Here is a 22,260-nt window from a genome sequence, read left to right as displayed (position 1 = left end):
GCACGGTCAGGCATTAGCATGGCTATCAGTGTTTTCGACCTTTTCAAAATCGGCATCGGGCCGTCCAGTTCCCACACCGTCGGCCCCATGCGGGCGGCGGCTACTTTTGCCCAGGCCCTGCGTGAACAGGGGCTGTTGGCCAGGGTAAGCCGTGTCGAGGTGCGGCTATACGGGTCGCTGTCGGCCACCGGGGTTGGTCACGCCACTGATCGCGCCTGCCTGCTCGGCCTGATGGGGCAATGGCCGGACCGCATCGACCCGGCCACCATCGAGTCGCGTATTGGCCAGGTTATGCAGGAGCACTGCCTGATGCTCGATGGCAGCCACCCACTGGCGTTCGAGTACAGCCGCGACATGCTGCTGCTCGACGAAAACCTGCCGTACCACCCCAATGCCATGAGCCTGGAAGCCATGGACGGGCAGGGCAGCCTGCTGCGCCAGACCTACTATTCGGTGGGCGGTGGCTTTATCGTCGAGCAAGCCGAGATCGATGCGCCTGCAGTCGAAGTGAACGCGTTGGTGCTGCCGTACGAATTCGACAGTGCTGCGCAGTTGCTGGCCTTGTGCAAGGCCCATGGTTTGAGCGTGGCGCAACTGATGATGGCCAACGAATGTGCCTGGCGCCCGGAAGCCGAGGTACGTGAGGGCCTGCTGCGGATCTGGGGCGCCATGCGCGAATGCGTCGACAATGGCTTGCGCAACGAAGGCATCCTGCCTGGCGGGTTGCACGTCAAGCGCCGCGCGGCGCGGCTGCATCGCAGCCTGCAGGAGCTGGGCAAGCCCAACGTGATCGGTTCCACCCTCAGTGCCATGGAATGGGTCAACCTGTTCGCCCTGGCGGTGAATGAAGAGAACGCCGCCGGCGGGCGCATGGTGACTGCGCCTACCAACGGTGCGGCTGGCATCATTCCGGCCGTGCTGCACTACTACATGAAGTTCAACCCGGGCGCGTGCGACGCGGATGTGGTGGACTTCCTACTGGCGGCGGCGGCGGTCGGCATCCTGTGCAAGAAGAACGCGTCGATTTCCGGGGCCGAGGTCGGCTGCCAGGGCGAGGTGGGTTCGGCTTGTTCGATGGCCGCCGCCGGCCTTGCCCAGGTGCTGGGTGCCACGCCGCCGCAACTGGAAAATGCCGCCGAGATTGCCCTGGAGCATAACCTTGGGCTGACCTGCGACCCGGTTGGTGGCCTGGTGCAGGTGCCATGCATCGAGCGCAACGCGATTGCTGCGGTGAAAGCGATCAACGCCGTGCAGATGGCGTTGCGGGGGGATGGCGAGCACTTCATCTCGCTCGACCGGGTGATCCGCACCATGCGCGATACCGGGGCGGACATGCATGCCAACTACAAGGAGACCTCGCGCGGCGGGCTGGCCGTTGCCTTCGTCGAATGCTGACGCGGTCAGCTGTAGGAGCGGCCTTGTGTCGCGATGGGGCGCGCAGCGGCCCCAGATTCATGCGTTTACACTGAAATAGCCGGGGCTGCTTCGCAGCCCTTTCGCGACACAAGGCCGCTCCTACAGGGGCAGTGGGCTTTTAGCGGGCTTTCTGTTTCGCTTCCAGGAAGCTCGCGCGCATGTCCTTGGCCCAGCCGTCCAGCACTGGCTTGACGTCATTCAGGGTCAGCTTGGTGGTCTTGTTCTCCAGTTCCTGCCCCGTGCCCTTGCGCACCACCTGGGCCAGCACCTTCTGGCTGGAACCATCGAGGAACGCAGCCTCCACACCGACATCCACCTCCTGGTCCCGGCCGCCCATTGCAGTGTTCACACCGGCTGAAATCAACGCAATCGGGATCACCTCATAGGGCTTGAGGCCCTCGTTGCTGGTGGACACTGCGGTGATTGCCGGGCGCACCACGATCACGCCCGGGCCGGGGCCCTTGGCCAATGGCACCACGCTGCCCATCTCACGGCGCAGCGCTTCGTTGAAGTAGCGGGTGATTTCCTGCAGCGTCTGGGTCGAGATGACCTCCGTCGGCTGAGGCCTGGGGTAGAACTGGCTGGGCTCGATGAACACTTGGCTGTACTGGTTGATATTGACCTTCGGGTCGATCCAGCGCATCACCGGGTCGCCCGAAGGGCTCTTGGTCTCTTGCAGCCGGCTGTAATCCTTGAGGAAGCCGGAGTAGTCCTTGGGGTCCACGCGGTTGCTGGAGCAGGCAGCGACGGTAAGCAATGCGGCGCACAGCAAGGTAAGGCGAGGCAATGATTTCATGATGAAAATGCATCCATGATAGGTCGGCCAGAACAACGCTAGCAGGTGCGCGACAGTTGGCCAGTGGGCTGGTTCAATCTGTAGTGGGAATTGGCTGCGGTAATGTTCCCAGGCGCGCAAATTCCTACAGTGTCTTGGGACCTCGCTGGCTTTTCAGTTACTACCGCCCGTGGAAAAACTATGCCCGTTAAGGGTATGGTTGGGGTCCGGTGATGGAAATTTTCAAGCGCAAGGATTTCGCGCGTTGGCAAGCGCAAATGGGAGCAGGGCGAGACACGCCCGTCCGGACCGGCTTTGAAGTTGCTGAATCTCATTAAAAACAAAGGGTTGCAGGTTCTTCTTTAAGTGCTGTATTTGGTTTGAAAATCTTTCTAAAACAGTGGATTACGGTGATTTTTGAAAAATCTCGTTTAACTTCCGATTCGCAGGCAAGATCGCTGACACCTCACCCCAGCACCTCCCGCAATCGATACCACAACATCCCCAGCGCCAGCAGTGGCGAGCGCAGTGCCTTGCCGCCCGGGAAGGTCAGGTGTGGCACGGCGCTGAACACGTCCAGCCCCTGGCTGTGGCCGAGTGCGATGCTTTCGGCCAGCAGTTTCGCCGTCCAGTGCGTCACGTTCAGCCCATGCCCGGAATACCCCTGGGCATAGTACACATTGGGGTGCTGGCTGAGGCGCCCGACCTGGGGGAAGCGGTTGGCGGTGATGCCGATCATGCCGCCCCACTGGTAGTCGATACGCACGTTGGCCAGTTGCGGGAACACCTTCAGCACCTTGGGCCGCATGTAGGCGGCGATGTCCTTGGGGTCGCGGCCGGAATAGTGGCAGGCACCGCCGAACAGCAGGCGCCGGTCTGCCGTGAGGCGGTAGTAGTCAAGGCCGACCTTCTGGTCGCACAGCGCCATGTTCTGCGGGATCAGGCTGCTGGCCAGTGGTTCGGGCAGTGGCTCGGTAGCCACCACATAGCTGCCGGCCGGTAACACCTTGCCGCTCAGGCGTGGTTCCAGTTCATCGAGGTGGGCGTTGCAGCCCAGCACCAGGCTGGTTGCCCGCACCTTGCCGCGGGCGGTGTGCAGGGTCACCTGGGGGCCATGCTCGATGCGCAGCACCGGGCTCTGCTCGAAGATGCGCACGCCCAGGCCCTGGGCTGCGCGGGCTTCCCCCAGGACCAGATCGAGCGGGTGCAGGTGGCCCGAGCCCATGTCCACCAGGCCGCCGGCGTACTGGTCGCTGGCGACGATTTCATGCAATTGCTCGGCACTGACCAGGCGGGTTTCAGGGCGATAACCGAGTGCGGCCAGATCGTCCTGTTCGTCCTTGAATGCAGCGAACTGCGCAGAGGTGTTGGCCAGTTCGCAGAAGCCCCAGCGCAGGTCGCAGGCAATGCCGTACCGGGCGATGCGGCTGGCCACCAGCGCCACCGAGTCGATGCCGGCCTGCTTCAGGTAACGCACGCCGTCCTGGCCGACATGCCGGGCAAAGCCGCTGACATCATGGCCGATGCCGCGAATCAGCTGGCCGCCGTTGCGGCCGCTGGCGCCCCAGCCGATGCGCCGGCCTTCCAGCAGCACCACCGAGAGCCCGCGCTCGGCCAGTTCCAGGGCAGTATTGACCCCGGTGAGCCCGCCGCCAACCACGCACACATCAGCGGTCAGGTCTCCATCCAGGCCAGGGTAGGGCGCCGCGTCGCGTGCCGTGGCGGCATAGTACGAAGCGGTGTGTTGGGTAGTGAAAGACATGGGCGTTCTCGACTCAGCGGTTTGACTTGATCTTGCTCCAGGAGCGGGTCATGACGCGCATGATCTTCGGGCTCGGCGTGCTGGAGATGTACAGCTTGTCCAGCACGTCCTGGGGTGGGTAGATCTCGGGGTTGTGCACCAGCGACGCGTCCATGTAGGCCTTGGCGTCAGGGTTGGCGTTGGCATAGCCGACCGTGGCGCTGACCTTGGCGATCACCTTGGGGTCGAGCAGGTAGTTGATGAACGCCAGGGCCTGTTCGGGGTTGTTGGCGTCCTTGGGGATGGCCAGCAGGTCGAACCACAGGTTGCTGCCTTCCTTGGGAATGCTGTAGGCGACTTTCACGCCGTTTTTCGCCTCCACGGCGCGGTTGGCGGCCTGAAACACGTCACCGGAGTAACCGAAGGCCACGCAGACATCGCCATTGGCCAGGTCGGAAACGTACTTGGAGGAGTGGAAGTAGGTGATGTAGGGGCGCAGTTCGAGCAGGCGGGCTTCCGCCTTGGCATAGTCGGCCGTTTTTTCGCTGCGCGGGTCCATGCCCAGGTAGTTGAGCATGGCCGGGAACAGTTCGTCGGGGGAGTCCATGAACGCTACGCCGCACTGCTTGAGCTTTTTCAGGTTCTCGGGCTCGAACAGCACCGCCCACGAATCGATATGGTCGACGCCAAGGACCGCCTTGACCTTGTCGACGTTGTAGCCGATACCGTTGGTGCCCCACAGGTAGGGTACGGCGTACTGATTGCCGGGGTCGTTCTGTTCAAGCTGCTTTAGCAGCCTGGGGTCCAGGTGCTGCCAGTTCGGTAGCTTGCTGCGATCCAGCGGCAGTAAGGCACCGGCCTGGGCCTGGCGCGCAAGGAAGTGGTTGGACGGCACCACCACGTCATAGCCGGTGCGCCCGGCCAGCAGCTTGCCTTCCAGGGTTTCGTTGGAATCGAACACGTCATAGACCACCTTGATCCCGCTGCTGGCCTGGAAGTCGGCCAGGGTGGTGTCACCAATGTAGTCGGTCCAGTTGTACACGCTGACCGAGGGGGTGGCGTGGGTGGTGGTTGCGAACAGCAGGGTGAATGCGGCGGGGATCAGGGTTTGCAGATGACGCATGGAGACACCTCGTTGGTCTTGTTCTTCGAGTTCGGTGTGTTGGGGTGCAAAGCACCCCTTGGGTGGTTCAGACGCTGAGCATCAGGAATTCACGCTCCCACGAGCTGATCACGCGCTTGTAGTTCTCGTGCTCGGCACGCTTGACCGCCACATAACCCTGGACGAACTGCTTGCCCAGGTACTGCTGCACGGTTTCGCAGTCTTCCATGTGCTGCAGGGCGTCCTCGATGGTGATCGGCAGGCGCAGGTTGCGCCGCTCGTAGGCGCGGCCCTGTACCGGTGCGCTGGGCTCGATGTGCTCGACCATGCCCAGGTAGCCGCACAGCAGGCTGGCGGCGATGGCCAGGTACGGGTTGGCATCGGCGCCTGGCAGGCGGTTTTCCACGCGCATCGCCTCGGGGCTGGAAGTGGGCACGCGCAGCCCGGCGGTACGGTTTTCTTCACCCCACTCGACGTTCACCGGTGCCGAGGTGTCCGGCAGGAAGCGGCGGAACGAGTTGACGTTGGGCGCGAACATTGGCAGCAGCTTGGGGATGTACTTCTGCAAACCGCCGATGTGGTACAGGAACAGCTGGCTCATGCTGCCGTCTTCGTTGGCGAAGATCGGCTTGCCGGTGGCGATGTCGACCACGCTCTGGTGCAGGTGCATGGCACTGCCGGGCTCGTCGGTGATCGGCTTGGCCATGAAGGTGGCGGCCACGTTGTGCTTGAGCGCCGCTTCGCGCATGGTGCGCTTGAACACAGTGATCTGGTCGGCCAGGTCCAGGGCGTCGCCATGGCGGAAGTTGATTTCCATCTGCGCCGGGCCGTCTTCATGGATCAGCGTGTCCAGGTCCAGGCCCTGGATCTCGCACCAGTCGTAGACGTCTTCGAACAGCGGGTCGAACTCGTTGGCGGCATCGATCGAGAACGACTGGCGGCCGCTTTCGGCACGGCCGGAACGCCCCAGCGGCACTTGCAGGGGCAAGTCCGGGTCTTCGCAGCGCTGGGTCAGGTAGAACTCCATCTCCGGGGCCACGATCGGTTGCCAGCCTTTGTCGGCATACAGCTTGAGCACTTTCTTCAGCACGTTGCGCGGCGACAGCTCGATGGGGTTGCCTTGCTTGTCGAAGGTGTCGTGGATCACGATAGCGGTCGGCTCGATCGCCCACGGGATCTGGTACACGGCGGCCGGATCGGGGCGGCAGACCATGTCGATGTCGGCGGCATCGAGCAGGTTGTAGTAGATGTCATCGTCGACGTAGTCGCCGGTGACCGTCTGCAGCAGCACGCTCTCGGGCAGACGCATGCCACGCTCGTGGAGGAACTTGGCGGTGGGCGCGATCTTGCCGCGGGCAATGCCGGTCAGGTCGCTGATCACGCATTCGACTTCGGTGATCCGGTGTTCTTTCAGCCAGGTGGACAGCTGATCGAAGGGGGCGTTCATACAGACCTCTTGGTTGGGTTTTAGTGGGGGAGCGAGCATGCCAGCGTGAACCGTCATCCGGTTTCGAGGGCGTCCCGCTTCCCAGGTGACGCACTGCAGACTATCTTGGTCGCAGCCCGCAAGGCTGATCTATCCACTTTCTCCGGCAATGAATGCACCAAAAGAGTGCAACTAGGACCGAGCGTGACAACCGCCAATGCCCTGCAAGTCCAGGCTTTCCACACCACCGACGTTACCGAACAAGTACGTGCTACCCCCGGATGGCAGCAGCAGTACCGGCAGATGTCACCCGGGCATTTCAGCGGTGAGCTGCGTTGCCTGGGGCTGGACGGTGTAGAGGTGTACGAGGAGCGGCTGAACACCCGGGTGGAGCAGTTTTTCCGAGCGCCGAGCGGCTCGCTGGCGTTCTGCTTCGACCGCAGCGAGAACAGCCTGTACCTGCTGAACGAACAGAGCCGCAACATCTGGATCACGCCTGAGAACTACCAGGAAGTTGCGGTGGTGTTCGACCAGGCGTTCCTGGCCCGCCATGGGCTTGACCCGCAGCGCCTGGAAGGGTTGTTCATGGTGCCACTGGGCAGCGGGCAGAATGCGCTCTTCGGCAGCTGGCTGAGCGCGACACTGACCCGCCTGGGCGAGGCGGATTGCCCGCTGCAGGGGCAGGCCCTGGCGGAGCAGCTGCTGGAGGACTGCCTGTTCATCCTCGACAATGCCTGCCAGCGCCTGCAGGGTGTGGCGTTGGGGCGGCGCGACGAGGAGCGGGCGATCATGCGCCGGGTAAGCGAGTGGGCGGCCGACTGCCCGGAAGAAACGCTGAACCTGGTGGAACTGGCGGATGTTGCCGGGGTTTCCCTGCGTCAATTGCAGCAAGCCTTCAAGGCCTTTACCGGGATGCCGCCGGCGCACTGGTTGCGTTTGCGCCGACTGAACGGTGCGCGGCGCGATTTGTTGCGCGGTGGTGGGGTGACCGTGGCCGAGGTGGCAATGCGCTGGTCGTTCTGGCATTTGGGAAGATTTTCAGAGAGTTATCGGCAGTTGTTCAAGGAGTTTCCCAGTGAAACCTTGAAGCGGGGCAGGGGCTGAGTTTAGGGATGTGGTTTGATGGCGTAGCTGCTGGCCTCTTCGCGGGCTTGCCCGCTCCCACAGGGACCTCACAATGCCTGGCCCTGAGATGATCCTGTGGGAACGGGCGAGCCCGCGAAGTGGCCGGCCCAGGCACTACACAACCCAGCAATCCACCGCGAAAATTGCTATCGTGCCGCCCTGATTCGACCCGAGGTGCCGATGTTCTACCTGCCTTTGCCCAGCGACCAGGCTGACAGCCTCGCCAGCGAGCCCACTACCGATTTCTTCACCACTGCAAGCGTCCTCGACGCCGCCGCAGTGCTGTTCGTGCAAAACCTGCCGCGCCAGCCCGCCACCGCCTCGGCGGATGCGCAGGAACGCCGCTTTGCCGAAATAGTGCGTATTGCCAAAGAAGTCGAAAGCGCCGCACCGGGGCGCTTCCAAGGCCAGGTAGCACAGCACTTCGATCGCGAAGCCTTCGCCATGGGCCTCGGCATGCTGGGCGATAACGGTATCGCACTGCTGTCCACCGAGGTGGCGTACCAGGCCGACGAGTTGCTGGACGCCGAGGGCCAGTGGAACTTCCAGTTCGCCGACAACTACCGCCAGCGAGCAACCCCATTGCACCCGGTGTACCTGCCTTCCCTTGCCAGCGACCTGATGCTCAGCGACCAACAGAACCGCCTGCTGCGCGAATTCCTAAGTGGTATCGATGAGTCGGTGGCGGTACAGGGCTTTGCCGGCACTGGCAAGACGTTCCTGATTCACCAGTTCGCCCGCCTGCTAGAGCCGCAGCGCACGCTGTTGCTGGCCTTGACCGAAGGCCAGCTGCGCGCCTTGCAGGCGCGGGTCAAGGATGCTGCCGCCTACACCGCGCTGACCTTCGGCCAGCTCGCCGACGAGTTGCTCAACCGCGATCTCACCAGCAATGGCTGGCGTTTGCGCGACCCGTATCGCACCAGGCTTTCGTGGCGCCCGCAGGATGCGCAGGTGGTACGTTGGCTGGCTATCCCCGACATCGGTCCGCTCGCCGCGCGTGATGTGGTTGCGTTGTGCATTCGCGCGGTACGCACGTTCTGTCACAGCGCCGACACCCAGCTGCAGTTGCACCACCTGCCCTGGGCCGGGCCGGGAACCACGCCGCTGGATCAGGAAGTGTTGCTGGAAAAGGCACGCCTGTACTGGCAGGAGCTGATTCGCCCGTCGTCACGGGAAATCCAGTTGCCGGTGCGCGACTACCACCGGGTCAAACTGCTGTCGCTGACCGGCCACGTGATCGACAGCCGCTACACCCATGTAATCGTCGATGAGGCCCACGAGCTGTCGGCTCCGATGCTTGCCGTGCTCGACCGCAGCCCGCAATCGATCATTGCCCTGGGTGACGAACTGCAGAATCTCAACGGCCTCAGCGCGCACCATGGCGGCTTTATCCGTCAGCGTTACATCGACCATTCACTGCGGGCCGGGCCGGCGATGGACAACGTGCTCAACCCATTGATCCAGGCACACCCGGCGGCGATCCAGGCGGCCTTCAGTGGCAGCGCCGAGCATTACACCCGGGTCAGTTTCTTCGATACGGTGAGCGTGCCGGAACAGCCTACGGCGCTTATCGTCGACGATGAATGGGGCCTGTTTGGCTGGTTCCAGCGCCTGACCCACCAAGGCGTGCCGTTCGTGCTGCTGAAAAGCGCGCGCAAGGACTTTGAGTTGTTCGTCGAAGACTGCATCGAGCTGTACCGCCATGGTACCCGGCCGCGTCACCCGATGCTGTTCCGCTACGCCAGCTGGCAGGCGCTGGAGCAGGACAAGGGTGATGACAAGGCCTTCGTTGCCGTGGCCAACATGCTGCGCAAGGGCTACACGCCGGAGCACTTTGCCAGGGCCAAGAGCCGTTATCGTTGGGACAAGGCGCCCAAGCTGTTCCTGGGGCGCGTGCGGGATGTGAAGAACCTGGAGTTCGCCCGGGTGATGGTGTCGCCAGAGCTGCTGGTGGCGCCGCAGGTGGCGGGCAACCGCAATGAGCGGGCGCGAATGCTGGCAGGGTTGTATACCGCCTGTTCGCGGGCGCGGCATGAACTGATCGTGCCGGGGGGGATGCTGGACTGGGTCAAGGACCAGGTTCGCGATTAAGTCGCTGGGGGCCGCTGTGCGGCCCAATCGCCGGCAAGCCAGCTCCCACAGGTGCTGCACATGGCTTGGAGTCAATGCGGTCGATGTGGGAGCTGGCTTGCCGGCGATGGGCTGCAAAGCAGCACCAGGGTCATGAATCAGTTACGGTCCAGCCACACCGTCTGGGCATTGGTGAACTCACGCACCCCAAAGTGCGACAGCTCACGCCCGAAGCCGCTCTTCTTCACCCCGCCAAACGCCACGCGGGGGTCGGAAGCGCAATAACCGTTGATGAACACGCCGCCGGTATCCAGCGCCGCGGTCATGCGTTCGGCCAGCGCGTAATCGGCGGTGTAGATGGTCGAGGCCAGGCCAAATTCGCTATCGTTGGCCAGCTCCACCGCATGCTCCGCATCCCGTGCGCTGATGATCGCCCGCCACCGGCCCGAACAGCTCCTGCTTGAACGCGGTCATCTCAGGGGTGACATTGGCGAACACGGTCGGCGCGTAGAAGTTGGCCACGCCATCCACCTTGTGGCCACCCAACAGCAGGGTGGCGCCTTCGGCGAGGGTTGCCTGGACTTGGCCATCCAGCTCGTCGCGCAGGTCATAACGGGCCATAGGGCCGATGTAGGTGTCATCCTCCAGTGGGTTGCCGATTTTCAGCTCGCGAGTAGCCTCGACGAATTTTCGGGTGAATTCGTCAACGATGCTTTCCTCCACGATCAGGCGCTTGGCCGCAGCGCAGACCTGGCCGGTGTTCTGGTAGCGGCCGATCACCGCAGCCTTCACGGCGGCGTCCAGGTCAGCATCGGCCAGCACGATGAACGGGTCGGAACCGCCCAGCTCCAGCACGCACTTCTTCAGCGCGGCGCCGGCTTGTGCACCAATCGCCATGCCGGCACGCACGCTGCCGGTCAACGTCACTGCGGCAATGCGCGGGTCATTGATGGCGCGGGTGACGCCGTCCGGGGTCACGTTCAGCACCTCGAATACGCCTTCCGGCAGGCCGGCGTCCTTGAACAGCTCGCCCAGCAGGTAGGCGCTGCCCATCACGTTCGGCGCGTGCTTGAGCACGTAGGTGTTGCCGGCCAGAATCGCCGGCACGGCGCCGCGCAGTACCTGCCAGACCGGGAAGTTCCAAGGCATCACGGCCAGGATCGGGCCGAGCGGGCGGTACTCGATGCGGGCTTTCTCGACCTGGGTCGGCTCGGCGGCGAGCATTGCCGGGCCGTGTTCGGCGTACCAGCGGCACAGGCCGACACACTTGCTGACCTCACCGCGAGCCTGGGCGATGGGCTTGCCGATTTCGCGGCTGATCATTTGCGCGAAGGCTTCGGCCTTGTTTTCGAGGGTGCTGGCCAGGGCAAGCAGGTATTCGCTGCGCTGACCCAGTGACACCTGGCGCCACTGGCGGTAGCCAACCTTGGCGCGTTGCAGCGCCGCTTCCAGTGCGGCGTCGGTGTCGAACGGGTAGGCGCCGATCTGCTCGCCGCTGTAGGGGTCGAGGGAGATGGCGTGGGTCAGGCTGCTGATCGCGCTCATGTTGGGACACTCTCGTTGTTGATCCGTGACGCCAGACTAGTGGGCTAGGGCTTTAATGAAAACTGAATAATAATGAGCGAAACATTCACGTTTGGAGAAAGGGTGTGGACTTGGTGCAACTGGAGATTTTCAAGGCCGTGGCAGAGCAAGGCAGCATCAGTGCTGCCGCGCAGCACATCCACCGAGTGCCGTCGAACCTGACCACCCGCATCAAGCAACTGGAGGAAGACCTCGGCGTGGAGCTGTTCATTCGTGAAAAAAGCCGCCTGCGCCTGTCCCCCGCAGGCTGGAATTTCCTCGAGTACACCCGGCGCATCCTCGACCTGGTACACGAAGCGCGGTTGACCGTGGCCGGTGAAGACCCGCAAGGCACCTTTGCCTTGGGGTCGCTCGAGAGCACGGCGGCGGTGCGCATCCCGGCCTTGCTGGCGGCCTACAACCAGCGCTACCCCAAGGTCGACCTGGACCTGTCCACCGGGCCTTCCGGGACCATGCTCGAAGGGGTGTTGTCCGGCCGCCTGGTGGCGGCGTTCGTCGACGGGCCGGTGTTGCACCCTACGCTGGAGGGCATGCCGGTGTTCGAGGAAGAAATGATGGTCATCGCGCCGCTCAACCACGCCCCGGTAACCCGCGCCCAGGACGTCAACGGCGAGAGCATTTATGCCTTTCGTGCCAACTGTTCGTACCGCCACCATTTCGAGAACTGGTTCGTGCAGGACCAGGCTGTGCCGGGCAAGATCCACGAAATGGAGTCGTATCACGGCATGCTGGCCTGCGTCAGCGCCGGTGCCGGGCTAGCCATGATGCCGCGCAGCATGCTCGACAACATGCCTGGTTGCAGTACTGTCAGTGCCTGGCCGATGTCGGAGGATTTCCGCTACCTGAAAACCTGGCTGGTGTGGCGCCGGGGCACGGTGTCGCGCAGCCTGAGCATGTTCGTGAAGTTACTTGAAGAAAAGCGTGCAAGCTGAGGATTTAAATGGATATTAACACTGTTAAAGTGAAATTCATCCGCACGACCACGCATCAGCACGAACGCCGTTACGCCCGGAGGATCAGATAATAGGTAAGCCATCCTCGAAAGGAGGGTCGTATCATGCGTAACCACCATTATGCCCTCGGCACGGCGTTGCTGATCGCCCTGGCGCTGCCATGGACCCTGGCGGCCGCCGCCGACCTCAATGCCCCAATCGACATGCAGGCCGTGCAACTGCAACAGCAGGAGCAGAACGGCGTCCGTTACCTGCAAGGCGGCATCGGCCAGGATGAAGCCAATGCCTTGCGCAAGACTCCGGGCTATGACCTGCACGTAGAACTCTCCACCGGCCCGGAAGGCAAATTCCAGAGCGGTGCCAACATCGACATCCAGAATGCACAGGGCCAGTCCGTGCTCAGCCTTGTGGATGCCGGGCCGCTGCTGTACGTGCAGTTGCCTCCCGGCAAGTACAAAGTCACTGGCAACGCCCAAGGTCAGACGGTGCAACAGTTGGTGACCGTGAATGGCAAGACTCCGACGACCGTGGACCTGAACTGGCGTTGATGGAACACAGGCAGGAGTACGCATGTGCTCCTGCCTGAAAGGAGCGCATCGCCATGAACCTGGATCTTCAGCTGGAGATGTTGGACGAGCGGGGCTATGTGTTGCTCCCCGGTGTGCTCGAACCCTTGCGTATCGCCTTGTTGCGCTGTGCCATCGATGATCTGCAGCCCATTCACTGGGATTACCAAGGGTTGCTGGAACACTATAAATGCGTGTTCAACCGCAACCCGTTATGGTTGCCTTTTCTCGACCTGCCACCGCTGATTGCCCTGGCCGAAGCAGCGTTGGGCGCTGACTGCCATGTTATCGGGCAAACCGCCTGGCGTAGCCACCCGGGCTACCCTGGCATGGCCCTGCACCTGGACTATCTGCCCATGCAGTTGCCCGCCTGGCTCAGCGAGCGCGGCGACTTTACCCAACCTGCGCAGATCCTGACTGCGCAGCTGTACCTCAGCGATATCGACCATCACATCGGGCCGACCTGGATCGTGCCCGGCAGCCACCGCGCGGCGCGGCCACCGCAGGCGGGCGAGCAACACTGGCAGGGCCGTGAGGCACAGCCGGTGCTGTGCAAGGCAGGCGATGCGCTGGTGTTTCGCAGCGATGTCTGGCACTGCGGCGCGGCCAACTGCAGCCAGTCGCAGGTGCGCGACATGCTGCAAGTGCACTATGGCCGGCGCATGGTCGCACAGAAGTTTTCGCCATACTTGAGCTGGCGTTTCAACCCGCAGGTGCTGGAGGAGGCCACACCGAGGCAAAGGCGCCTGCTGGGCGAACACGACGAGGCGGAATACGACTGAGTGCTGTCGTTCGGCAGGGCAGATGCTGGTAAACGGAATAGCCAATAGTGGCAATTCACTTTCAACTTTCTGTTTATCTGGACAATAATCAGAAAAGTATTACTCCGTGTGACCGGCCGGGATGCAGCCGGTCCCGCATAAGATCGAGGGGCCCAAGCCCCCGCGTGCCGTGTAGACCATCAGGAGAAGTCATTGATGAAAACCCGTCTAGCAGCTTCGCTGGCTGCTGCAGTGCTGGCCTTTGCCGGGGCGAATCTGGCCCAGGCAGCGCAGGTGAGCGGCGCCGTTGGCGCCACTGGCCAAGGCGACATGACCTACCGTATTGGCCTGTCGTTCGACTGGGACAAGAAATGGCTTGAAAGCAGTACCGGTTATCTGACCGGATATTGGGACGCGGCCTACACCTATTGGGAAGGTGGTGAAGCCAGTGGCGCGCACTCGCTGTCGTTCAGCCCGGTGTTCACTTACGAGTTCAGTGGTTTCAGCTATACCCCTTACATCGAAGCCGGTATTGGCCTGGCAGCGTTTTCCAAGACCGACGTGGGCGACCAGCGCCTGGGCTCGGCGGTCAACTTCGAAGACCGCATCGGCTTTGGCCTGAAATTGCCGGGGGAGCAGAAGGTGGGCATCCGCGCGATGCATTACTCCAACGCTGGGCTCAAGCAGCCTAACGATGGCATCGAATCGTATTCGCTGTTCTACAGCAAAGGGTTCTGATGCCTGGGGCCGCTGTGCGGCCCTTTCGCGACACAAGGCCGCTCCTACAGGAAATCGCGGTTTCCTTGTAGATACTCTGTTGGCGGTCAAGCTTTTCTGAGGTGTTCAGAGCTGAAAAGCTTGGCCGTATCAAATGGCTCATCCCCGCGCATACATGCCCAGATGCCTGTCAGGTACTTGCGCATGACAGCAGCGATAGCCTGCATTTTCTTCTTGCCCCTGTTGACCAACGACTCGTAAAAAGCCTTCGCATAAGGGTCGCAGCGCACTGCGGTCAAGGCAGGCATGTACATGGCTGCCCGTAGATAAGCATTCCCACTTTTGCCGAGTCTGCCGGGCTTATCAATGCTCGTTCCCGATTGGGTCTGTCGAACATCGAGACCCGCGTGGCGAGCTACCTGCGAGGACTTGAGCATTTGAGGAAGGATGGTCAGTTCAGCCAATGCCGCAAGTGCAGAGACTTCTCCCATCCCAGGCCCTGCGAGCAGCTGCTTGTACTGCCGAGTAAGCGTCGGACACTGGGCGACCAGCTCGCGGCCCGCCTTACGAAAGCGCTCAATTCGATTATCCAGTGAAGCAATCGCTTCCTCCTGATCCTCGATCAGCATCGACACGGTTGTAGCGGTCGCCTGCAATGCATGCAGTTCGTTCTTCGCCCTTGTACGATGCCCCACCAAACGATTGATGTGTCGCCCCAGAGCCCTCAGTTCAAGCTGCACAAGGCTTGGAGGTGTCCACAAGCGCGGTGTCATACGCTCGCCGTACTCGGACAGCAGTTGAGCATCTATTGCATCGGTCTTGCTGTTCACCAGCATCAGTTTGGCGAAATTGTGGAAGCTCTTGGGGTTGATCACGGATACAGGGAGGTCAGCCGCATGTAGCTCAAGGGCCAAGTCCAGGTAATAGATTCCGGTCGCCTCCATCACGATCGACTTGGGTTTGAGTGCCAGCAGCTTTTTCACCGCAGCCTTACGGCCTGCAGGGGTTTGAGCGATATCCCACTGTCCGGCCGGACGCCCATCTTTACGCACCCCAACGACCGAAGTACGTGAGCCGATATCGACGCCAACCCAGACACTCATTCCTTCCCTCTCCCAAGCGAGTTAGGTAACAATGGCCTCCGGTTCCCCGACCTCGAACTTCATGCTGCTGCAACCTTGTAATGCGAAGTCCGACTTGTCGGCTTCTCGATACTCTTCGCAGTGGGCAATGAGGCGGGGGGCCTCTCTACATACAAGGTCAGGGGCAATACCTGCCTTCAGGAGCGATCGGCCTCCCCGGAAGTGCTTCTTCAGCCCGACGAGAATAACCTCTCCCGCTAGGCCAGACACAACATACAAGGAGCGGCCTTGTGTCGCGATGGGCTGCAAAGCAGCCCAGCAATTCAGAAGGTATAGGAAACCCCGGCCTGCACCGTGCGCGGTGCCCCCGGGTAGACGTAGTTGTTGAACGCCCCCTCATCATAGCCCTTGTTGAACACGTTCTTCACGTCCAGGTTCAACCGCACGTGTTCGTTGACCTTGTAGTAACTCAGCAGGTCCACCACGCTGTAGCGCTCCATGGTGTAGGTCGTGGCTGCCGTCTGGCCGGCGCGATCATCCACGTACTTCACCCCAACCCCCAACCCCAGCCCTTTGGCCAGGCCATCCTGGAACTCGTACGTGTTCAGCAGGCTGAAGCTGTTGCGCGGGATGTTGGCCAGGCGCGTGCCCTTGGGCAGGGTCGTATCCTTGGTCACTTCGGCGTCTACGTAGGCATAACCACCAATCACGCGCCACTCCGGTGTCAGATTGCCAGCGATGTTGATGTCCAGACCACGGCTGCGCACCTCGCCGGCGGCGATTTTGTAGGTGTTGGTGGTGTCGTTCGGGTCGTTGGCCAGTACGTTTTCCTTGACGATATGGTAGATCGCGGCATCGATGCTGAGTTGGCGGTCGAGCGCCTCCCATTTCATGCCCAGCTCGTAGGACTTGCCTTTTTCCGGGTCAAAGCCACCGCCGCCGCTGGCAGGCGTGCCGGTGTTGGGCTTGAACGAGCGCGCGGTGTTGGCATAGACCGCCACGGTGTCACTCAGGTCGTAGATCAGGCCGAAGCGCGGAGTGACGCCGTTTTCGGCCTTGTTGAAGTCGCGGTTGGTCGGCAGCTTGTCGTCGTAGTCATGCTCGAAACGTTCGAAGCGCACTCCCGCCAGCGCCTTCAGGCGCTCGGTCAGGGCCACCTGGTCTTGGATGAAGAAGGCCCAGGTCTGCAGGTTTTCCTTGTCCCAGGTGGTGGTGCGGGTGAGCGCAGGTCGAGTCTGGCCAAGGACTGGGTTGTAGATGTCGATGGGGTAGGTGCCATCAGCAGCGGAGGAGCGTTGGATAATCGAGTTGTAGTCGTAGTTCTCGTATTCGACGCCGGTCAGCAAGGTATGGCTGAACGCTCCGGTATCGAAATGCCCGGTCAGGTTCAGTTGCCAGTCGCGGTCGGTCCACTCCAGCTTGCGGTAGTTGAAGTTACGTTCCAGGGTGCGGCCGTCTGCAGGTGCTTTGTTGGCTTCGACCGCATTACCCTTGAGCGAACCATCCAGGAACTGGAACCCACCGCCCAGCGTCCAGTTGTCGTTGAGCAGGTGCTCGAAGCGCACCTGCGCCATGTTGTTGTCGTTGTGCAGTAGGTTGTCGCTGCCTTTTTCCCAGATGTAAGTGTCACGCGAGGCGCTGCCGGTCTGGGTCGGGTAGCGGGTCAGGCCGCGGTCCAGCGGATGGTTGTTGCGCATGAAATCGCCTTCGAAGACGATCCTGGTGCTGTCGTTGACCTGCCAGCTGAGCACTGGCGCCACATCATAGCGCTCGCTTTCCACATCGTCGCGGAAGCTCTCGCCACCTTCGCCCAGCAGGTTCAGGCGATAGGCCAGCGAGCCATCCTGGTTCAGCGGCCCGGTAGCATCCAGGGTCGCGCGGTGCATGCCCTGGTCATCGAACTGGCTGCCCAGGGTGACCTTGGACTCTGGCAGCGGCTGCTTGCTGACCACGTTGAAGGTGCCGCCGGGGTCGCCACGGCCGTACAGGCTGCTGGCCGGCCCACGGATCACTTCAAGGCGCTCGACAGTGTTGGCATCGGGCGCATTGGGGTAGCCACGGTTGATCGGAAAACCGTTGCGGTAGAATTCGCCGGTGGTGAAGCCACGCACGGTGAAGCTGGTCAGGCCCTGGCCGCCGAAGTTGTTGGCGCGGCCGACACCTCCGGCGTAGTCCAGGCCGTCCTGAAGGCGCGTGGCGCCGGTGTCTTGCAGAACATCCTTGGGCACCACGCTGACCGATTGCGGGGTCTCGTGCAGGGCGGTGTCGGTGCGGGTGGCGCTGGCCGAACGGGTAGCCTTGTAGCCCTCGACCGGGCCATCGGCACGTTCGCTGTCGGCGCTGCTGGTAATGTTCAGGGCCTGAAGTTCGATCTGGGCGGGTTCGCTGAGCGGTTCAGGCTCGGCAAAGACCAGCGGGGAGACAGCATGAAGCACACAAAGCGAAACGAACGTGCGACGCATCGACGGTACGATCCTGGAGTAGGGCGCTGAGGGTAGGGTGGATAAACGCCGAAAAACTACTACGAATCATTATCAAATGCATTCTTTTTGTGTGGCACTGGTGTGCCAGATACCACGTGGAATTTGTGCTGGATTCTTCGCGGGCACGCCCGCTCCCACAGGTCATGCACAAATCCTGAGCCTGTGACGAACCTGTGGGAGCGGGCGAGCCCGCGAATAGGCCAGTTCAGGGGCAGCAGCTCTCAACGAACCGCCTTGATCGCCAGCACATTGCACAGCGGATGCTCCAGCACATGCGCGGTGGTCCCGCCCAGGAACGTCTGCAGGGTGTCATGCCGATGGCTGCCCATCACTATCACATCCGCCCGGCTGTGGCCGACGAACTGGGCAATGGCCTTGATCGCGGCCCCTTCCAGGAAGTGCCTGCGTTCCAGCGGGATCTGATGCTGGTCGCCCAGCCGGTTGAACGCTGCCCGCTGCGCGGTCCGCACGCTGACATCGAAGCCGGGCATGGTCACCGTACCGGCACCGAAGTCGGCAATGTGGGTCTTGGCCGCGTCGCACACGTGCAGCAGGTGCAGCTCGGCATTGCACTGCAGGGCCAGGGCATGGGCGCAGTGGATGACCTGCTCGTCCAGGTGCTCGCCAGCGCCATGGCTGTTCAGGTCCACCGCGGCGGCAATCTGCCGCGGCAGGGGCAGGCGGATATCACTGACCAGGTGCACGGCGACCGGGCTGTCCTTGAGCAACTGCCAGTCCAGGGGCGTTACCAGCAGGCGCTTGAGCACCGGTTCGTGCTGCACGTCCTTGATCAGCAGGTCGCAACCCAGCTGTTCGACCCGCTCCAGCACGCTGCGCAGCGGGTCGCGGGTCAGCAGCAATTCGGTAGATACATCCAGGCCGGCATTTGTCAGCTGTTCGGCTTCGTCCGCCAGCCATTGGCGGTTGTCGCTGAGCAGCCGTTCACGCTCGCGGCTATCGCTCATCAGGCCGAAGGTGTCGACATCGTCGACGAACACATTGATATCCAGCAAGGCCCCGCTGGATTCCGCCAGCGCCGCAGCGCGTTGCAGCGCCGGCGTGTGGCGCATCTGCGGGCCGAGCATGACGAACAGACGCTTGAACTGGCTCATCTCACACCTCCACGTGTGGCAGCCCCCCGGTGACTTGGTCTTGTTCAGTCTAGACCGCGCAGGGCGGCATGAGCACCTGACGGATGCTGGCGCGGCACGACGTGTCGGGTATGATGCGGGCCCCATCATTTTCACGAGGCCCGCCCCATGTCCCTGAGTGCTGAACAGATCGGCGAATTCCGCGCCTTCGCCGAGCAGCTGGCCGATGCCGCTGCCGTGGCGATCAAGCCATATTTTCGCGCCAGCCTGGACGTCGAGGACAAGGGTGGGCGCCTGTACGACCCGGTAACCGTGGCTGACAAGGCCGCCGAGGACGCCATGCGCGCGCTGATCCAGGCCCGCTATCCCGAGCATGGCATTCTTGGCGAAGAAGGCGGTGTGGCAGTCGGCAGCAGCCCGCTGACCTGGGTGCTGGACCCGATCGACGGCACCCGTGCCTTCATCACCGGCCTGCCGCTGTGGGGCACGTTGATTGCGCTGAACGACGGTACACGCCCGGTGGTCGGGGTGATGAACCAGCCGTTTACCGGCGAGCGCTTTGTCGGCACGCCGGAAGGTGCCTGGCGCAGCGGTATGCCGCTGAAGACCCGCGCCTGCGCCGACCTGGCCTCGGCCACGCTGATGTGCACCACGCCGGACATGTTCGATACCTCCGCGCGCAAGGCAGCCTTCGAGGCTGTTGCCGGCAAGGCGCGGCTGATGCGCTACGGTGGCGACTGCTATGCCTACTGCATGCTGGCTTCCGGGTTTGTCGACGTGATCGTCGAGGCCAGCCTGCAGCCGTATGACGTGCAGGCACTGATGCCGATCATCGAAGGCGCGGGAGGGGTTATCACCGCGTGGGATGGCAGCAGCGCGCAGAATGGCGGGTGCGTGGTGGCCTGTGGTGACCCGGCGCTGCATGCACAGATGGTGGAGATGTTGCGGCACGCCATGTGATTCATGTGTTGCCTGTGCCGGCCTCTTCGCGGGCTTGCCCGCTCCCACAGGGACCCCACAGTTCTTGACATCTGTGGTGAGTCTGTGGGAGCGGGCAAGCCCGCGAAAAGGCCGGCACCGCTATCCATCCTCTCCAACCACCGCACTTTTTCCCGTTTCCGGGCTCTATGCTTGGCCAGGCCGCTCTGATCCCCGGTGCGGCCGCCGAATATCGACCCGGTGCCGATGGTTGCAAGCAAACCGAATGCCTTCTCTCGCCTGCTGCTGGCAGGCACCCTCACATGCCTGTGCGCCTGTACCCAGCAGCAGGGCCGTGACATGCTCGATCAGTTCGGCAACGGCAAGCCCAGCGAGCTGTTCCAGACCAGCGTCGACCGCATGGCCACGCTGTCCATGCGCGACAACCTGCAGAGCTTGTACCTGCTGATGAACAAGCTGTACCTGCGCAACCCCAACCAGTGGAAGCTGTCCGGTTACGTGGACGCTGCCACTGCCGAGCGGCAGATCCGTATCGCCATCGAACAACGCCAGCCCTTGCCGCAATTGGGCAACCGTCGCGATCTTGCAGCCTTGAGCTACGCCCTGAGCCCCGAGTTTCGCGGCGACCGGGTCGGCGCCTTCATCTACGCCATCGGCAGCATGCTGATCACCGCGCACGGCGGCCGTACCGAGTTCTACATGACCGATACCATCGACCCGCTGTTCGTCAACAATGCGGCGCGCAATATCGAGAAGGCTACCTGGATGCTCAGCCAGCGGCAGGATGCCAATGGGGTGCTCCTGTTGTTCTCCAACGAAATCTCGGAAGAGGGCAGCAACCTGAGTTTTGCGGTGGAGTTCGGCAAGATCGTGGCTCGGCTGGACTTGCTGGCGGAATTGCTGGATGAGCGTTATCGGCGCATTGGTTTGAATTACGCACAAAGCCTGCTGTTGATGAACTTCCTGCCTGTACAGTGAAGTGAGCGGTTGCGGGTTGCCTGTGCTGGCCTCTTCGCGGGCACGCCCGCTCCCACAGGGATCACCGCTGCTTCAACCTGTGGGAGCGGGCGCGCCCGCGAAGAGGCCAGCACAGGAAAATACCGTTCGATAAACGAACACAGCCCCTGGCTATCCTGTCCGCCATTCGCCCATCCATTCCAAAGGCCGCATTGCCCGAATCCCGCCTTTTTGCTTAAGTGTGCCCATCCACCGGTTGTCGCCTGCCCCCGCGACCCGCAGCCGGCTCGATAGAATGACCGTGACGACCGCAGCCACAGCCCACAAGGCCGTAGGACGCGGCGACCAGAACAATAACGATACCGAGTGCCTTGCCTATGGAAAGCCGCCTGCTGAGCGAGCGCAGTAGCGTGTTTCATCACGCCGACCCTTATGCCGTGTCTGATTACGTCAACCAGCATGTAGGCCAGCATTGCATCGGTCTGTCGCGTAGCACCCATCCCCAGGCCAGCCTCAGTCACCGCAAGTTCGCCGAACTCGACCTGTGCCGTATCAGCTATGGCGGCAGCGTGCGGGTTACTTCGCCGGCGCTGGAAACCATTTATCACTTGCAGGTGTTGCTCAACGGCAACTGCCTGTGGCGCGGGCACAAGCGTGAGCATCACCTGGTGCCCGGCGAGCTGTTGCTTATCAACCCCGACGATCCGGTTGACCTGACTTACTCGGAAGACTGCGAGAAGTTCATCCTCAAGGTGCCGACCCGGTTGCTGGATTCGATTTGCCATGAACAGCGCTGGCACCGGCCCGAGGGTGGCGTCCGGTTCTTGCGCAACCATTACCGGCTAGAAGAACTGGACGGGTTCGTGAACCTGCTGGCCATGGTTTGCCATGAGGCGGAGGTGAGCGATTCACTACCCAGGGTGCAGGGCCATTACAGCCAGATCGTCGCCAGCAAGCTGCTGACCCTGATGAGCACCAATATCCGTCGCGAAAGCCTGGGTTCGCCGGGTGCAAGCCTTGAGCGGATCATCGACCACATCGACCGCAACCTGAAGCTTGAACTGACCGCCGAAGCGCTGGCAGAGCATGCGTGCGTGAGCTTGCGCTCGCTGTATGCATTGTTCGACCGGCACTTGCAGACCACGCCCAAACACTATGTGCGTCAGCGCAAGCTGGAGCAGGTGCGCGCCTGCCTCAGCGACCCCAGCTGTTCGGTACGCAGTGTCACCGAACTGGCCATGGATTACGGCTTCCTGCACCTTGGGCGGTTCTCCGAGGTGTACCGGCAGCAGTTTGGCGAATTGCCCTCGGAAACGTTCCGTAACCGCCGCTGAACCGCACCGGCCCATTCGCGGGTAAACCCGCTCCCACAGGAATTCCACAGCCTGTCAGGACTACACAGTACCTGTGGGAGCGGGCATGCCCGCGAAAAGCCCCTTGAACCTGTTCACCCCAACCTGCACAAAACGGAT

The 22,260-nt window shown here is 62.3% G+C and carries 17 protein-coding genes and 2 pseudogenes; 11 read left to right on the top strand and 8 right to left on the bottom strand.

Annotation, left to right across the window (positions count from 1 at the left end; genetic code table 11):
• Positions 1–18 precede the first annotated feature (18 nt).
• Positions 19–1,395 carry an L-serine ammonia-lyase gene (locus QIY50_24010; GenBank protein WGV20310.1) on the top strand — a complete coding sequence of 459 codons (1,377 nt, stop codon included), beginning with the start codon at positions 19–21 and terminating at the stop codon, positions 1,393–1,395.
• A 139-nt stretch (positions 1,396–1,534) separates the two neighbouring features.
• Here the strand turns inward: QIY50_24010 and QIY50_24005 are convergent, their stop codons facing one another.
• Entirely contained in the window at positions 1,535–2,212 is a 678-nt protein-coding gene (locus QIY50_24005; GenBank protein ID WGV20309.1) for a DUF3313 domain-containing protein, read from the bottom strand.
• 252 nt (positions 2,213–2,464) lie between these two features.
• Here QIY50_24005 and QIY50_24000 point away from each other — a divergent pair.
• A pseudogene (locus QIY50_24000) lies at positions 2,465–2,557 on the top strand (transcriptional regulator).
• A gap of 100 nt (positions 2,558–2,657) precedes the next feature.
• Here the strand turns inward: QIY50_24000 and QIY50_23995 are convergent.
• The 3 genes from QIY50_23995 to QIY50_23985 form a co-directional block, all read right to left on the bottom strand.
• Positions 2,658–3,953: an FAD-binding oxidoreductase gene (locus QIY50_23995; protein WGV20308.1), complete on the bottom strand. Its 1,296-nt coding sequence runs from the start codon at positions 3,951–3,953 to the stop codon at positions 2,658–2,660.
• Positions 3,954–3,966: 13 nt separating this feature from the next.
• Entirely contained in the window at positions 3,967–5,055 is a 1,089-nt protein-coding gene (locus tag QIY50_23990) for a polyamine ABC transporter substrate-binding protein (protein WGV20307.1), read from the bottom strand.
• A gap of 67 nt (positions 5,056–5,122) precedes the next feature.
• Positions 5,123–6,481 (bottom strand): glutamine synthetase family protein, encoded by a 1,359-nt coding sequence (locus QIY50_23985; GenBank protein ID WGV20306.1) that lies wholly within the window; start codon positions 6,479–6,481, stop codon positions 5,123–5,125.
• 183 nt (positions 6,482–6,664) lie between these two features.
• Between QIY50_23985 and QIY50_23980 the strand changes: the two genes are divergently transcribed.
• Positions 6,665–7,564 carry a helix-turn-helix domain-containing protein gene (locus tag QIY50_23980; GenBank protein ID WGV20305.1) on the top strand — a complete coding sequence of 300 codons (900 nt, stop codon included), beginning with the start codon at positions 6,665–6,667 and terminating at the stop codon, positions 7,562–7,564.
• 201 nt (positions 7,565–7,765) lie between these two features.
• Positions 7,766–9,676 (top strand): AAA family ATPase, encoded by a 1,911-nt coding sequence (locus tag QIY50_23975; protein WGV20304.1) that lies wholly within the window; start codon positions 7,766–7,768, stop codon positions 9,674–9,676.
• A gap of 137 nt (positions 9,677–9,813) precedes the next feature.
• Here the strand turns inward: QIY50_23975 and QIY50_23970 are convergent.
• Positions 9,814–11,200 (bottom strand): annotated as a pseudogene (locus QIY50_23970) (aldehyde dehydrogenase family protein).
• 104 nt (positions 11,201–11,304) lie between these two features.
• Between QIY50_23970 and QIY50_23965 the strand changes: the two are divergent.
• From QIY50_23965 to QIY50_23950, 4 genes are all read left to right on the top strand, one after another.
• Positions 11,305–12,171, top strand: a complete 867-nt coding sequence (locus tag QIY50_23965) for a LysR family transcriptional regulator (protein ID WGV20303.1) — start codon at positions 11,305–11,307, stop codon at positions 12,169–12,171.
• Between the two features lie 125 nt (positions 12,172–12,296).
• Positions 12,297–12,740, top strand: coding sequence for a carboxypeptidase regulatory-like domain-containing protein (locus tag QIY50_23960; protein ID WGV20302.1), 444 nt, complete (start codon positions 12,297–12,299; stop codon positions 12,738–12,740).
• Between the two features lie 53 nt (positions 12,741–12,793).
• Entirely contained in the window at positions 12,794–13,540 is a 747-nt protein-coding gene (locus tag QIY50_23955) for a phytanoyl-CoA dioxygenase family protein (protein ID WGV20301.1), read from the top strand.
• A 195-nt stretch (positions 13,541–13,735) separates the two neighbouring features.
• Positions 13,736–14,257, top strand: coding sequence for an acyloxyacyl hydrolase (locus QIY50_23950; protein WGV20300.1), 522 nt, complete (start codon positions 13,736–13,738; stop codon positions 14,255–14,257).
• An 86-nt stretch (positions 14,258–14,343) separates the two neighbouring features.
• On the opposite strand, the gene QIY50_23945 is transcribed toward QIY50_23950, so the two are convergent.
• The 3 genes from QIY50_23945 to QIY50_23935 form a co-directional block, all read right to left on the bottom strand.
• Positions 14,344–15,339, bottom strand: a complete 996-nt coding sequence (locus tag QIY50_23945; GenBank protein ID WGV20299.1) for an IS110 family transposase — start codon at positions 15,337–15,339, stop codon at positions 14,344–14,346.
• 302 nt (positions 15,340–15,641) lie between these two features.
• Positions 15,642–17,780, bottom strand: a complete 2,139-nt coding sequence (locus tag QIY50_23940; GenBank protein ID WGV20298.1) for a TonB-dependent receptor — start codon at positions 17,778–17,780, stop codon at positions 15,642–15,644.
• A 242-nt stretch (positions 17,781–18,022) separates the two neighbouring features.
• Complete coding sequence (locus QIY50_23935; GenBank protein ID WGV20297.1) at positions 18,023–18,913, bottom strand: universal stress protein; 891 nt, start codon at positions 18,911–18,913, stop codon at positions 18,023–18,025.
• 147 nt (positions 18,914–19,060) lie between these two features.
• On the opposite strand from QIY50_23935, the gene hisN reads away from it, so the two are divergent.
• From hisN to QIY50_23920, 3 genes are all read left to right on the top strand, one after another.
• A complete protein-coding gene (gene hisN, locus QIY50_23930; GenBank protein WGV20296.1) occupies positions 19,061–19,852 on the top strand; it encodes a histidinol-phosphatase in 792 nt (263 codons plus the stop codon).
• A 225-nt stretch (positions 19,853–20,077) separates the two neighbouring features.
• Positions 20,078–20,809 carry a hypothetical protein gene (locus QIY50_23925; GenBank protein WGV20295.1) on the top strand — a complete coding sequence of 244 codons (732 nt, stop codon included), beginning with the start codon at positions 20,078–20,080 and terminating at the stop codon, positions 20,807–20,809.
• Positions 20,810–21,165: 356 nt separating this feature from the next.
• A complete protein-coding gene (locus QIY50_23920; protein WGV20294.1) occupies positions 21,166–22,122 on the top strand; it encodes an AraC family transcriptional regulator in 957 nt (318 codons plus the stop codon).
• Positions 22,123–22,260: the final 138 nt, after the last annotated feature.

Source organism: Pseudomonas putida (assembly GCA_029953615.1).
In the GTDB taxonomy this organism is placed as follows: Bacteria; Pseudomonadota; Gammaproteobacteria; order Pseudomonadales; family Pseudomonadaceae; genus Aquipseudomonas.
The sequence above is the reverse complement of the archived record's forward strand: the minus strand, read 5'-3'. Positions and strand labels throughout refer to the sequence as shown.